The sequence below is a fragment of the Rhizobium sp. M1 genome, from assembly GCF_002531805.1.
GTDB classification, from domain to species: domain Bacteria; phylum Pseudomonadota; class Alphaproteobacteria; order Rhizobiales; family Rhizobiaceae; genus Rhizobium; species Rhizobium etli_C.
On record NZ_NWSW01000001.1, the window covers coordinates 14,274 to 26,815 of the forward strand.

At 63.1% G+C, this 12,542-nt stretch carries 14 protein-coding genes; 5 read left to right on the top strand and 9 right to left on the bottom strand.

Annotated features, from left to right (window positions below; translation table 11 throughout):
* Nucleotides 1-20: 20 nt before the first annotated feature.
* Nucleotides 21-1,037 carry a DUF2125 domain-containing protein gene (locus tag CO655_RS00080; RefSeq protein WP_097663446.1) on the top strand — a complete coding sequence of 339 codons (1,017 nt, stop codon included), beginning with the start codon at nt 21-23 and terminating at the stop codon, nt 1,035-1,037.
* Nucleotides 1,038-1,050: 13 nt separating this feature from the next.
* Here CO655_RS00080 and CO655_RS00085 read toward each other — a convergent pair whose 3' ends face one another.
* The 4 genes from CO655_RS00085 to CO655_RS00100 form a co-directional block, all read right to left on the bottom strand.
* Entirely contained in the window at nt 1,051-1,470 is a 420-nt protein-coding gene (locus CO655_RS00085) for a GNAT family N-acetyltransferase (protein ID WP_097663447.1), read from the bottom strand.
* A gap of 7 nt (nt 1,471-1,477) precedes the next feature.
* Entirely contained in the window at nt 1,478-2,404 is a 927-nt protein-coding gene (locus tag CO655_RS00090; RefSeq protein ID WP_097663448.1) for a prephenate/arogenate dehydrogenase family protein, read from the bottom strand.
* On the bottom strand, nt 2,401-3,510 hold the full coding sequence (hisC, locus tag CO655_RS00095) for a histidinol-phosphate transaminase (protein WP_097663449.1): 1,110 nt from the start codon (nt 3,508-3,510) through the stop codon (nt 2,401-2,403). The genes CO655_RS00090 and hisC overlap by 4 nt, the downstream gene beginning before the upstream one ends.
* Nucleotides 3,511-3,585: 75 nt before the next feature.
* Nucleotides 3,586-4,362, bottom strand: coding sequence for a class I SAM-dependent methyltransferase (locus CO655_RS00100; RefSeq protein ID WP_097608878.1), 777 nt, complete (start codon nt 4,360-4,362; stop codon nt 3,586-3,588).
* 53 nt (nt 4,363-4,415) lie between these two features.
* Between CO655_RS00100 and gloB the strand changes: the two genes are divergently transcribed.
* Both gloB and CO655_RS00110 read left to right on the top strand, forming a co-directional pair.
* Nucleotides 4,416-5,186, top strand: coding sequence for a hydroxyacylglutathione hydrolase (gene gloB, locus CO655_RS00105; protein WP_097663450.1), 771 nt, complete (start codon nt 4,416-4,418; stop codon nt 5,184-5,186).
* On the top strand, nt 5,186-5,608 hold the full coding sequence (locus CO655_RS00110; protein WP_097663451.1) for a cupin domain-containing protein: 423 nt from the start codon (nt 5,186-5,188) through the stop codon (nt 5,606-5,608). Before gloB ends, CO655_RS00110 begins: the two co-directional genes overlap by 1 nt.
* 350 nt (nt 5,609-5,958) lie before the next feature.
* Here CO655_RS00110 and CO655_RS00125 read toward each other — a convergent pair whose 3' ends face one another.
* Nucleotides 5,959-6,846 (bottom strand): EamA family transporter, encoded by an 888-nt coding sequence (locus tag CO655_RS00125; RefSeq protein ID WP_097663452.1) that lies wholly within the window; start codon nt 6,844-6,846, stop codon nt 5,959-5,961.
* A gap of 30 nt (nt 6,847-6,876) precedes the next feature.
* Nucleotides 6,877-7,656 (bottom strand): DUF3108 domain-containing protein, encoded by a 780-nt coding sequence (locus CO655_RS00130; protein WP_097663453.1) that lies wholly within the window; start codon nt 7,654-7,656, stop codon nt 6,877-6,879.
* Nucleotides 7,657-7,897: 241 nt separating this feature from the next.
* Here CO655_RS00130 and rpmB point away from each other — a divergent pair, with 241 nt between their 5' ends.
* Both rpmB and CO655_RS00140 read left to right on the top strand, forming a co-directional pair.
* Entirely contained in the window at nt 7,898-8,197 is a 300-nt protein-coding gene (gene rpmB / locus CO655_RS00135) for a 50S ribosomal protein L28 (RefSeq protein ID WP_004679586.1), read from the top strand.
* 111 nt (nt 8,198-8,308) lie between these two features.
* Nucleotides 8,309-8,944 carry a queuosine precursor transporter gene (locus tag CO655_RS00140; RefSeq protein ID WP_097663454.1) on the top strand — a complete coding sequence of 212 codons (636 nt, stop codon included), beginning with the start codon at nt 8,309-8,311 and terminating at the stop codon, nt 8,942-8,944.
* A gap of 14 nt (nt 8,945-8,958) precedes the next feature.
* Here the strand turns inward: CO655_RS00140 and CO655_RS00145 are convergent, their stop codons facing one another.
* The 3 genes from CO655_RS00145 to cobT all read right to left on the bottom strand — a co-directional run bounded on the left by CO655_RS00145 (nt 8,959) and on the right by cobT (nt 12,540).
* Nucleotides 8,959-9,525 (bottom strand): AAA family ATPase, encoded by a 567-nt coding sequence (locus CO655_RS00145; RefSeq protein ID WP_097608884.1) that lies wholly within the window; start codon nt 9,523-9,525, stop codon nt 8,959-8,961.
* A gap of 63 nt (nt 9,526-9,588) precedes the next feature.
* Nucleotides 9,589-10,614 carry an esterase-like activity of phytase family protein gene (locus CO655_RS00150; RefSeq protein ID WP_097663455.1) on the bottom strand — a complete coding sequence of 342 codons (1,026 nt, stop codon included), beginning with the start codon at nt 10,612-10,614 and terminating at the stop codon, nt 9,589-9,591.
* Between the two features lie 24 nt (nt 10,615-10,638).
* A complete protein-coding gene (gene cobT, locus CO655_RS00155) occupies nt 10,639-12,540 on the bottom strand; it encodes a cobaltochelatase subunit CobT (RefSeq protein ID WP_064686343.1) in 1,902 nt (633 codons plus the stop codon).
* Nucleotides 12,541-12,542 lie beyond the last annotated feature (2 nt).

The window sequence follows — 12,542 nt, forward strand, 5'->3', positions numbered from 1 at the left end:
ATTCACCATTGGAGAACATCATGGCAGCGTCAAGCCGATCCGGCAGCGGTCAATCCAGCAGCGGCAAGAAATTCTGGTTGCTGGGCGGAGGCATTCTCCTGGTGATCGCGCTTTATACCGGCGGCTGGTTCTATGCGGCATCGGCGTTGAAGACCACGGTGCTGAAAGCGATCGCGCCGCGCGATCAGGCGGGCGTCAGCGGCGAATGCTCCGATATCGAATTCCGCGGCTATCCCTTCCGCATCGGCCTGTTCTGCTCCAAGGTCGATGTCGACGACAGTGTCAACGGCGTCTCCGCCACCTTCGGCGCCCTGCGCTCGGCAGCCCAGGTCTATGCGCCCGGCCACATCGTCTGGGAACTCGATTCGCCGGCCGAGATCCGCACCAGCAATGGCCTTTCGATCTCGGCCCAATGGGCGAACCTGCAGTCGAGCTTGGTGACCAGACTGAAGGGCATCGACCACAGCTCGACCCTCATCGAGGGGCTGAAGGCGACGGCGGTCTCTTCCTTCACCGGCCAAACGGTGAGCTTCGATGCCGCCCGCACGGAAATTCATCTGCGCCAGAACGGCGCCGATCTCGACGGCGCGATCTCCGTGCAGGATGCGAATACTGCTATCACCGACTGGCCCCAGGTCTTCCCGAAACTCTCCGCCAGCATCGATCTGACCGTTGCCGGCAAGGCCGGCCTGATCGACGGCAGCGACCCGAATGGCCTCAATGGCGCAGCCGGCGAGCTGCGCCGCATCGTTGCCGACATCGGCGACGGCAAGGTCATGACGCTGACCGGTCCCTTCTCCTTCGACGAACAGGGTTTCCTGTCGGGAAAATTCAAGCTGGAGATCGAACGGCTCGGACCATGGGGCGACAGCCTGAAGCAGACCTTCCCGGACATCGCATCGACCGTCAACACGGCGACCAAGCTCTTGAAATCGCTTGCCGGCGGCAAGGATAAGGTCTCGGTCGATCTCGTCGTCGATCACGGCAACGCCACCGTCAGCGGCTTCATCCCGCTCGGCCGGATACCGCCGATCTGACCAGCTCGCCTTTTCAGCCGATGTGCTTGATAAAGAAAACCTCGGGCACCGATTGCAGACCGGGCAGCTCGATGGCGCCGGTTTCGGTAAATCCGTTGCGGCGATGCCAGTCCTGAGGCCGGCTCTCGTCGCATTCGCTCGACGTCATCAGCATGTGGGCGCCTTCGGCCCGCATCGCCTCTTCCCAGGCAAGAAACAGCGCCGTGCCGACACCCGACCGGCGATGGGCAGGCTGGATACGGATCATTTCCATATAGGGAACCCTGCCCCAAAAGCGGGAGAAGCGCAGGAAGCCGACGATCTCGCCCGCCTCCTTCGCCACGAGATATTCGCCGAGCGCCACGCATCGCGATACCCATGATTGACCGAGGTTGGCATCTTCGCGCACCAGCCAATCGATATCCGCCTGGCTCGCGCTCGCCACCTCCACCATCGCGCGGTTACTTCTTGTCCAGCGGGTGAGGGCGGCCGAAATCCGGTGCGTCGACATCCTGGCCGGCCTGGACGATCGAGCGGCGGATGGCGCGCGTGCGGGTGAAGAGTTCGAAAATCTTGTCGCCCTCACCCCAGCGGATCGCCCGCTGCAGATAGGCGAGATCTTCCGAGAAGCGCGCCAGCATTTCGAGGATCGCATCGCGATTATGCAGGCAGACGTCGCGCCACATGGTCGGGTCGGAGGCGGCGAGACGGGTGAAATCGCGAAAGCCGGAAGCGGAATATTTGATGACTTCCGATTCCGTCACCGTCTCCAGATCGTCGGCGGTGCCGACGATGTTGTAGGCGATGATATGCGGCAGGTGCGAAACGATCGCGAGCACCTTGTCATGGTGTTCCGCATCCATCTCGTCGACCTTCGAGCCGAGCGCCTCCCAAAAGCCGCGCAGCCGCTTCAGCGCCGTCTCGTCGGTACTCGCGACCGGCGTGAAGATGCACCAGCGGCCTTCAAAAAGGCCGGGGAAGCCGGCATCGGGACCGGATTTTTCCGTGCCGGCCAGCGGGTGGCCGGGGATGAAATGCACATTCTCAGGCATATGCGGCTGCATCTGCGCGATGACGGACGCCTTGGTCGAGCCGACATCGGTGACGATTGCGCCGGGCTTAAGGTTGCCGGCGATTTCCTTGGCCACGCTTTCCGAAGCGCCGACCGGCACCGAAACGATGATGAGGTCGGCATGCTTGACGGCCTCTGCCGAAGAGGTCGTATAGCGATCGCCGAGGCCAAGCTCCTCCGCACGCTTCAGCGTATCGGCGCTGCGTGTGGCGACGACGATCTCCTTCGTCAGCCCGAGCCGGCGAATGTCGTGGGCGAGCGAAGATCCGATCAGGCCGATGCCGATCAGCGCGATTCGGTCAAACAGCACGCTCATGCCTGACGTCCCATGAACTCGCGGAGTGCTGCAATGACGCCGCGATTGGCCTCTTCAGGACCGATGCTCATGCGCAGCGCATTGGAAAAGCCGTAGCTGCGCACGGCGCGCAGGATGTAACCGCGGCTCGTCAGAAGTTCGTCCGCATCGGCGGCATGCTTGCCGTCGATCTCGGGGAAATGGATGAGGACGAAATTGGCGACCGAAGGCGTGACTTTCAGCCCGATCGCTTCCAACGCCTCCGTCAGCGTTTCCACCCACATCTGGTTGTAGGAGACGGCCTGCTGGACGAAGGCCTGGTCACGGATGGCCGCGGCACCGGCAGCGATCGCCGCCGCATTCAGGTTGAACGGCGCACGGACGCGGTTCACCGCGTCGACGATCTCGGCCGGCGCATACATCCAGCCGACGCGCAGCGCCGCCAGACCGTAGGCCTTCGAAAAGGTGCGGGTCATCACCACGTTGGAGCTGGAAGACACGACCTCGATGCCGGCTTCGTAGTCGTTGCGGCGCACATATTCGGCGTAAGCCGCATCGAGCACGAGGACGACGTGTTTCGGCAGGCCCGCCTGCAGGCGGCGGATTTCGCTGACCGGAACATAGGTGCCGGTCGGATTGCCGGGATTGGCGATGAAGACGATCTTCGTCCTTTCCGTCACCGCGGCAAGGATCGCGTCGACATCGACGGTATAGTCCTTTTCCCTAACGACGACGGGCGTGGCACCCGTGCCCATGATCTGGATCTTATAGACCAGGAAGCCGTGCTCGGTGATGATGCCCTCGTCGCCGGCGCCGAGATAGACATGGCAGAGCAGGCCGAGCAGTTCGTCCGAACCATTGCCGCAGAGGATGTTTGCCGGATTGAGGCCGTGCACGGCGGCGATCGCCTCGCGCAGTTCGATCGCCTGCCCGTCGGGATAACGTCCGAGATTGTCGGCAGCGGCCTTGACCGCCTCGATCGCTTTCGGGCTGGCGCCGAGCGGCGTTTCGTTGGAAGAGAGCTTGTAGACGCGGGCAACACCCGGCGCATGTTCCTTGCCCGGCACATAGGATGCGATATCGAGAATACCGGGACGCGGAACGGGCTTGCTGATCTCAACGCTCATGGGTCGACCTTGGATTTTCCGGAAAATGACCCAGTGGCATTAAAGCGGAATGCGGTTGTTGTCGAGAGCCGGGGGTCACCGGTTGCGAGTCGTCGGCACGCCGTGCGGTGCGAGCACCGGCACGAAGACGCGGCGGGAGGCGCGTGCCGCCACCGGCAGTCCCTGGTAGAGCCGCTTCTGCGCCTCGACGATGATGACGCCCGAAAAGGCCGGCCACAGCGTCCGGCCGATCCGCTCGAAGGCGCGGCGAAGCCGCAGGATGGTCCTGAGTTTCGAGGGCGGAAAGAACAGCGCTTCGGCCGTCGCGCCAGGCGTGAAATTCGTCTCGCGCAGCAGATGCGTCAGCTGACCGCGCGAATAGGGCCGGCCCGAACCGAAAGGCGTATGCTCCATGCGGGCCCAGACGCCGCGCCGGTTCGGCACGACGATGACAAGCCGTCCGCCCGGTGCCAGCACCCGCCAGAGTTCCTTCAGCGTCTCGCGCGGGCTTTCGGCAAATTCCAGCGAATGCACCATCAACACCCGGTCGATCGAGGAATCGGGCAGCGGCAGTTCCTCATCGAAAATCAGCGTCGTCGACGACAGCGAGCCCATCGGCCAGTTCACCGCGCCCTGCCCGGCCGGCATGAAGGCAAAGGTGCGCTCGGTGTCGGCCTGGAACCGATCGAGGAAGGGCACGGCATAACCGAGACCGACCAGACGCTCCTGCGGCAGGCGCACCCAGAGCGAGGCCAGCGCCATGGCGATCGACTGCTCGGCAAAACGCCCGAGGTCGGAATGATAGAACTGACGTAGGTCGACGATATCGGCGTGCATTGCGACAAATGTTATCAGCGGGCGGTTGGACTTCAAGGCCGGAACCTCTACATTCCCGCGAGACTCGCAGGACAAAGGATTATTGAACGATGAAACCTTTGGAATTAGCCGTTTTTCTCTGCCGCACCGATAATTTCGGCGTTCTCGTGCACGATCCGGAGACGGGACTTACCGCGGCGATCGACGCGCCGGAGGAGGCGCCGATGCTGGAAGCGGCGACACGGCGCGGCTGGAAGATCACGCATATCTTCACCACCCATCATCACACCGATCACGTTGCCGCCAATCTGGCGCTGAAGGAGCAGTTCGGCTGTGAAATCATCGGCCCGATCAACGAGGCCGTCGCCATTCCCGGCCTCGACCGGACGATGGCGGATGGCGACAGGTTCCTCTTCGGCAACCACACGGTCAACGTGATCGAGACGCCGGGCCACACCGCCGGCCACATCTGCTATCACTTCGTCGACGACAAGCTGCTTTTTGCCGCCGACACGCTGTTTGCTCTCGGCTGCGGCCGCCTGTTCGAACGCCCCGCGGCCGACATGTGGCACTCGCTGCAGAAACTTGCCGTGCTGCCCGACGAGACGGCCATCTATTTCGGCCACGAATATACACTCTCCAACGCCCGCTTCGCACTGACGGTCGATCCCGACAATGAACGCCTGAAGAGCCGCGCCGCCGAGATCGAAGCCTTGCGCGCCGAGGGCAAGTTCACCATCCCGACGACGCTGGGACTGGAAAAGGAAACCAATCCTTTCCTGCGCGCCGGCGATCCGGCGATCCGCCGCAACCTGATCATGGAAGGCAAGACGAACGAGGAAGTCTTCGCCGAGATCCGCAAGCGCAAGGACAATTTCTGATGTCGCCCGAGGACATCGTCCGGCAACTTGGCATGCAGCCGCATCCGGAAGGCGGCTGGTACGTCGAGACATTCCGCGATACGGCGGGCGGAGAGCGCGGACATTCCACCGCGATCTATTACCTCCTGACCAGCGGGCAGCGCTCGCACTGGCATCGCGTCCACGACGCCGCCGAAATCTGGCATTACTACGCCGGCGCGCCGCTGGCGCTGCACCGTTCGCAGGACGGGGCGGCAAGCGAGACCCTGACGCTCGGACCGAATCTGATCGCAGGCGAGCGGCCGCAGGCAATCATTCCCGCCAATTGGTGCCAATCGGCCGAAAGCCTTGGCGATTTCACCCTGGTCGGCTGCACCGTTTCGCCCGGTTTCGTATTTTCAAGCTTCGAAATGGCCCCGCCCGGCTGGACGCCCGGCGGTTAGAGCCTTTCCTGATTAGATTGAAGCATTCTGCCGGAGCAGGTTTTCGTCAGGGCAGAGGCGATTGGCGATGGGCATACCCCAAGGTACGTCCGAGCCGATCGCCTCTGATCCTGGCGGAAACATGCCCGGCCCACCGGCCGCACCGCTTCGCCGCGGCGAAGCGATCAGTGCGTCCGGCGCTTTTGAGTCTTGCAGATTTGCCTAGCAAATCTGCTGGAGGGTTGGCTGAAACGGGCCGGCTGATCGACCGGCCGGCTTGGCCGTAGAGCCGGGCTACGACGCGCGCCGGCCGGTCGACCATCCGACTCCGTTTGAGCCAACAGAATGCTTCAATCTAACCAGGAAAGGCTCTAAGACCTATTCCGCCGCGGCCGGGACTTGCGACGGAACATCTCCTGGGCGGCCAGCACCGCCCCGCCGGTGACGAGCAGGCAGGCGAGCGCGATCCGCCAGCTCGGCTCGGCAAATCCGAACAGCGTCAGGATCAGCGTCGAAAGCAGCGGTGCTGCATAACTTGCCGCGCCGAGGATCTGGATATCGCCGTTCTTGACGCCGTAATCCCAGGCGTAGAAGGCAGCGCCGACCGGCAAAAGCCCGAGCCCGATGACGGCGATCCATTCGAAGCCCGTTGCCGGCCAGACGGTCGCCTCGAGGCCGAGATGGCAGAAGAACGACAGGATTGAGGTCGCAAGGCAGAAACCGGTGACGACGTCGGTGGAGACCGCCTCGAAGCGGCGCGTCAACAGCGAATAGCCCGACCAGGTGAAGGCGCAGAGGAAGGCGGCGCCATAACCCACGGCATAGGCGCCGTCGAAATCGATGCCGTTGCGGCCGACGATCAGGAAGGTGCCGCAAAGCCCGGCCAGCGCGCCCGCCACGTGATACCAGCGCAGCCGTTCGCCCGGCAGCAGCGCCGAGCCGACGACGATCAGCAGCGGCCAGAGATAGGCGATCAGCCCCGCTTCCACCGCCGGCGCGTTCCTGAGCGCGGTGAAATAGAGGAAATGGTAGCCGAAGAGCCCGGCAATGCCGGTCAGCCAGACCTTTGCCGGCTGCTTCAGCAGCGTCAGCCGCGACGGGTTGAGAATAAGCACGACGAGGCCGGGGACGCTGCCGATCGCAAAGCAGATGGCCGAAAGCTGGAACGGCGGCATCTTGCCGGAGGCTGCCGTAAACACCGCCAGGAACGACCACATCAGAATGGCCGCAAAGCCGATCAACGTCGCGCGAAGCTTCACCTGTCCCCCTTCACGGAGACGAAAGCTCCGTCAGCTGACGCTGCCGTATTTGACGGCAGTGATCGTCACCATCCCATATTCGGTTGGAATGCGCACATAGACGGGAGCATATACATTTGCCGCGTCCGACTTGGCAAACCAGATTTCCATGCGGTCGCTCTTGCTCAGATAGTCGATATCCTTGCGGCCCTTCTTGTAGCCCGAGCGCGGCACGAAGCGCACGCCGCAGACAACCGCCTTGCCCTTGAAGCCGTCGGTCGAAAAATCCTTGTCGCCCTTCGGCGAGAGCACCAGATCCATGCGCGTCTCGCCATCGAAGATCGGCAGCGTCTGCGAGCAGACCTTGGTGTCACCGGTGAAGACCAGGCCGGAGATCGGGTCGAGCACCGAGCGCATGTCGCGCGGCGTAACGTCGATCCAGTTCTTCGGCCGCTTCGGCTGCGGGGTCGTCGTCGCCGAGATGATATCACCGTTGCGATAGCTGACCTCGTAGACGCGGGCTCTCTTGCCCTTCTTGTAGTAGAGCGAATATTTCAGCGCCTGCAGCCGGTCGTTACGGACGACGCCGCTGACGCTGGTCTTTGCCGAGATGGTCGTGACCAGATCGGCAAGGCCGGCGGATTTGATATCGCCGGCGATCGTATAGCTGTGATCGTCCTCGATCTGCGTCAGGAACGCGGCACGCGCGATCGGCAAGCCGGCAAGCGTCACCCGGTATACCGTTCGGTGCTGGATCTCGGCCGCCGATGCCGGTATGGCAAGAAGCGCGGCGATGGCCGAAATGAAAATGCGTCTGCCCGAATGAGCCATGTGTGAAGCCTTGTCTTGCCGCGCGCGGCAGCCCTTGCCGGAACGCTCTATACGCCCGCCATGCCGGGAAGAAAACAGCAGCTTTTTGACAGAATTGCGGGAAAGGCCAAGGTTTGGCTTGACGCGAGCAGGCTCTCTGACTATAGAACCGCAACTTTCCAATCATGCCTGTTGGATTGCGAGCCCGGTTTTGCCGGGGATGGCAATTCGATGGCCCGAGAAAAACAAGAATAGGTGTTCCATGTCCCGCGTGTGCGAATTGACCGGCAAGGCCGTCCTGACTGGTAACAATGTCAGCCATGCCAACAACAAGACCAAGCGCCGGTTCCTGCCGAACCTGTGCCAGGTAACGCTGATTTCCGACGCTCTCAACCAGCGTTATCGTCTTCGCGTTTCGGCTGCTGCTCTTCGTTCCGTCGAGCATCGTGGCGGCCTCGATGCTTTCCTGCTGAAGGCCAGCGAAAACGAACTGTCGATGCGCGCACGTCTGCTGCGCCGCCAGATCGTCAAGAAGACTGCCGAAGCGGCTGTTGCTGCCTAAGCTTCCGCCCTTCTTGCATAAGGCTTCAAAGGCTTGAACGGGTGAAACCGGACAAGCCTTTTGCTTTGCCGGATCGTCTCTCCAACTGGTGGCATCACCCAGGATAAAAAAATGCTGAAGACCCGCTATACTATTGCCTATGTCGCGCTGATGACGCTTGTCATCGTCGCCTCCAACTTCCTCGTTCAGTTTCCGCTGAACGCCGAAGTCGCCGGCATCAACCTCGCTGACATCCTGACCTGGGGCGCCTTTTCCTATCCGGTCGCCTTCCTGATCACCGATCTGACCAACCGCCAGTTCGGCCCGCAGGCAGCCCGCAAAGTGGTCTTTGCCGGCTTCGTCGTCGGCGTGACGCTCTCTTTTTTCACCTCGGCGCCGCGTATCGCCATTGCCTCCGGCTCGGCCTATCTCGCCGGGCAGCTGCTCGATATCGCCGTCTTCAACCGCCTTCGCCGCCAGGCCTGGTGGCGCGCGCCGCTCATCGGCTCGCTGATCGGCTCAGCGCTCGATACGGTGATGTTCTTTTCGCTTTCCTTTGCCGCGTTTTTCGTCTTCCTCGGCCCGAACGAGCCTTTTGCGCTGGAGGCGGCTCCCATCCTTGGCGCTTTCGCTGCCGAGGCGCCGCGCTGGATTTCCTGGGCGATCGGCGATTTCGCCGTCAAGATGATCGTCGGCCTGGTCATGCTGCTGCCCTATGGCGCGCTGATGAACGTGTTGCGGCCGATGCAGCCCGCCCGCGCCAACTGAACTCGGCGGAGAAGTCACCGACGCCGCCGGACCGCACCGGCGGCGATGGCGGGGTGCAGCAGTACCTCCGCAGCCAGATCATCTAGTTCCCGCGATGAATCGAGCCTGAGGACGGACGCTGTCTGCGTCTCCAGCCATTGCTCATGCGCTGCAAGACTGCGGCGTTCCGGACCGGCCGTATCATAACTTGCCGCCCATTCCAGGAATTCTCCGCTTTTGGCTTCCATGTCGCCGCCAGGCCCGATCCTGTTTCCGTATCGAGCCGCCTCGCGCGCACGGATTCGCGCCATTCGAAGCTCCGGTTCGATCCTCAGGAACACGATCAGATCGTAGAGCGGCTCGAGCGGCCTCCCCCATTTCAGCGCCGATCCGGAAAGAACCCAGCCGCCGGGCCGCCGCGTCTCCTCGAGCAGCAGCCTTATGCGCTCGCCGGCATCCCGCGGTGTCGTGAATGGCGGATCGGTCGGCAGCCAGAAGAAATCGTCGGTGTCGAGATGGGCGATATCCAGCTTTTCGCAAAGCGCACGGCCGAGCGACGTCGTGCCGGAACCGGACGCACCCATCACATGAATATGCACCATGATTTTCCTCCGAAAACCGCCGCTTCTGCGATACCGCCAGCGGGATAACCGAGGCATGTGACGTCAATCTGACGATCCGAGCAATTGCGGCTCTTCGGCGAGCCGGAATTCCAGCATCAGATTACGCTGCAGAATGGAATGGTTGTCATCCGACACCAGAACGATATGGGTCGTGCCGTCGGCCGCCTGAAAAGCATCGAGACCTTCCATATTGTCGATTTGCGAATTGAAATTGCCTTCGAGCAGCAATTCGCCCTCGACCACGGCCCCCGGCCTGATATCGGCGCCCTTGATGCGGCGAAGGCGCATGCCGATGCCCTCGGCCATGTTGAAGCGGCGTTCCAGCAGCAGCAGGTCGCCGTTCGGCAGGAAGGTCCCGTCGGTGACGTCGAAACTCCCGTCCCGCGCCACCGCAAAACGCCCTTTCAGCGGCCCGCTGAGAATCGCCGCCACCCGGTTGCCCTCGCTGTCGAGGCCGCGCTCCGAGACGACAACCACACCGCCCTTGAGCGGGCTCGATGCCGGCGCAACAGCAATCGTCTCGATGCCGCGATTGTCCTTCAGCATCTTGCGCGGAATAAGGAGCGGAAGGGTGCCGATCGCCCGCGATTCGGCAAAGCCCGGGCCGGGATAGATATCGACCCGATGATCCTGCTCGAAGGAGACCAGGATCCGGTCGCCGTCGAGCGCCAGGCCCTCGGCATCCATATATCCCTTGCCTTCCAAACTCAGGCCTGCACGGTTCTTCATCGGGGTGATCTCGATATCCGAAAGGCCCGAGAGCTTGCCCTTGGCATCGCGCTCGATGCTGCCGGTCAGCCACTGGCCGGTATCGAGCACGACCACGAAATGCTTCTGGTCCGGCCGAAAACGGATGGAGGAAAGCGAGCCGAACAGCGCCTTGCCGGAAACCATCTCCAGCCCGCCGAGAAATTCCAGCGGTCCGAATTTCGTCTCCGAAAAGCCGATCCTGAAATCTGATATTTGCCGGCTAATGACCGGCACCTCGCCACCCGCCCATGAGGGGCTAGCGCCTGTTGCGATGCAAAGAGCGATCGACGCCGCAAGGCAGAGGCGCTTGCCTGTCATTCCGCACATTTCCCTGAAGCGGCGTCAGCCGGCACGGCGCAGCCGGCCGCCGCGCGGCTGGGCGGATTGATCTTCGAAAAGCGAGGCAAGCTGCTCGGTCATCGCGCCGGCAAGCTCGTCGGCATCGACGATCGTCACGGCCCGGCGGTAGTAGCGCGTCACGTCGTGACCGATACCGATCGCCAGCAATTCCACCGGTGAACGGGTCTCGATCCGCTCGATGACGGCGCGCAAGTGCCGCTCCAGATAATTGCCGGGATTGACCGACAGCGTCGAATCGTCCACCGGCGCCCCGTCCGAGATCATCATCAGGATGCGGCGCTGTTCGCGGCGCGCAAGCAGACGGTTATGCGCCCAGATCAGCGCCTCGCCGTCGATATTTTCCTTCAGCAGGCCCTCGCGCATCATCAGCCCGAGATTGGCGCGCGCCCGCCGCCACGGCGCATCTGCCGATTTGTAGACGATGTGGCGCAGGTCGTTGAGGCGGCCCGGCGTCTGCGGCTTGCCGCCGGCAAGCCAGGTTTCACGCGCCTGCCCGCCCTTCCAGGCCTTTGTCGTGAAGCCGAGGATCTCGACTTTGACGCCGCAGCGCTCCAGCGTGCGGGCCAGAATGTCGGCGCAGGTGGCGGCGACCGTGATCGGCCGGCCGCGCATCGAGCCGGAATTGTCGATGAGCAGGGTGACGACCGTATCGCGGAACTGCGTGTCGCGCTCCATCTTGAAGGAGAGCGCCTGCATCGGATCGATGATGATGCGCTGCAGCCGGGCCGGATCGAGATAACCTTCCTCCAGGTCGAAATCCCAGGAGCGGTTCTGCTGCGCCATCAGGCGGCGCTGCAGCCGGTTGGCGAGGCGGCCGACGGCACCCTGCAGATGCGCCAGCTGCTTGTCGAGGAAGGCGCGCAGGCGCTCCAGCTCAGCGGCGTCGCAGAGCTCCTCGGCGGTGATGATCTCGTCGAACTCTTCGGTATAGACGTGATAATCGACCTTCTCGTTGAAATCGGCGAATGGCGTGTTCGGGCGCCGGGTCTCGCCCGGCGTTTCCGAATCGTCCTCGCCCTCTTCCATCATGTCGTCGTCGGAGATTTCGGCGCCTTCGGTCTCGCCGTCCTCCATCTGTTCGTCGGCGACTTCACTGTCCTCGACCGGGGCGGCATCGGTGCCGGCATCCTCGTCGACCTCGTCCTGATCCTGCTCGTCGCCGCTCGGCTGGTCTTCCTGCTCCGACTGATCGTCATTGTCGGCTTGGCTGTCGTCGTCGCCGTATTCCTCGGCCATCTCCATGGCCGACAGCATGTTGCGGATGACCTTGGCGAAGGCCTGCTGGTCGTTGATCGCGCCCGACAGGTTGTCGAGCTCGGAGCCCGCCTTGTCCTCGATGAAGCCGCGCCAGAGGTCGAGCACCTTGCCGGCGGAGGCCGGCGGGCGCTGGCCGGTCAGCTTCTCGCGCACCATCATCGCGACGGCTTCGCCGATCGGTGCGTCTTCCTGGCGCTCGATGCCGGTGAAATTCGCCTTGGAGTATTTCTCCTCCGTCATGGAGCGCAGGTTCGACGCCATGCCCTCCATGCGCAGCGCGCCGATCGATTCGACGCGCGCCTGCTCGACCGCGTCGAAGATCACCCGGGCGTCCGAGCCCTGCGGCGCCATCGTCGCATGCACCTTCTCGTCATGGCAGGCAAGCCGCAGCGCCATGGAATCACCGAGCCCGCGGGTGACCGCCAGCTCATGCGCCGTCGGCCGCTTGGAAAGCTCCGGCAGGCGGATGCGCTCGCCGGTCATTCCCGGCCGTTCGTTGGCGAAGGTTACCTCGACATCGCCGTCGCCGGCGACCGAGCGCACGCAGCCGGATATCGCCCGGCGCAACGGCTCGACATCGACGGGCGCGCCGGGCTTTGCTTTCGAATTGTCACCGCGAGCTGCCATGA

Bases quoted from the DNA above. Each gene is read 5' to 3' on its own strand.
- CO655_RS00080 (WP_097663446.1), top strand. From the start codon at position 21: ATGGCAGCGTCAAGCCGATCCGGCAGCGGTCAATCCAGCAGCGGCAAG.
- CO655_RS00085 (WP_097663447.1), bottom strand. From the start codon at position 1,470: ATGGTGGAGGTGGCGAGCGCGAGCCAGGCGGATATCGATTGGCTGGTG.
- CO655_RS00090 (WP_097663448.1), bottom strand. From the start codon at position 2,404: ATGAGCGTGCTGTTTGACCGAATCGCGCTGATCGGCATCGGCCTGATC.
- hisC (WP_097663449.1), bottom strand. From the start codon at position 3,510: ATGAGCGTTGAGATCAGCAAGCCCGTTCCGCGTCCCGGTATTCTCGAT.
- gloB (WP_097663450.1), top strand. From the start codon at position 4,416: ATGAAACCTTTGGAATTAGCCGTTTTTCTCTGCCGCACCGATAATTTC.
- CO655_RS00110 (WP_097663451.1), top strand. From the start codon at position 5,186: ATGTCGCCCGAGGACATCGTCCGGCAACTTGGCATGCAGCCGCATCCG.
- CO655_RS00130 (WP_097663453.1), bottom strand. From the start codon at position 7,656: ATGGCTCATTCGGGCAGACGCATTTTCATTTCGGCCATCGCCGCGCTT.
- rpmB (WP_004679586.1), top strand. From the start codon at position 7,898: ATGTCCCGCGTGTGCGAATTGACCGGCAAGGCCGTCCTGACTGGTAAC.
- CO655_RS00140 (WP_097663454.1), top strand. From the start codon at position 8,309: ATGCTGAAGACCCGCTATACTATTGCCTATGTCGCGCTGATGACGCTT.
- CO655_RS00145 (WP_097608884.1), bottom strand. From the start codon at position 9,525: ATGGTGCATATTCATGTGATGGGTGCGTCCGGTTCCGGCACGACGTCG.
- CO655_RS00150 (WP_097663455.1), bottom strand. From the start codon at position 10,614: ATGACAGGCAAGCGCCTCTGCCTTGCGGCGTCGATCGCTCTTTGCATC.
- cobT (WP_064686343.1), bottom strand. From the start codon at position 12,540: ATGGCAGCTCGCGGTGACAATTCGAAAGCAAAGCCCGGCGCGCCCGTC.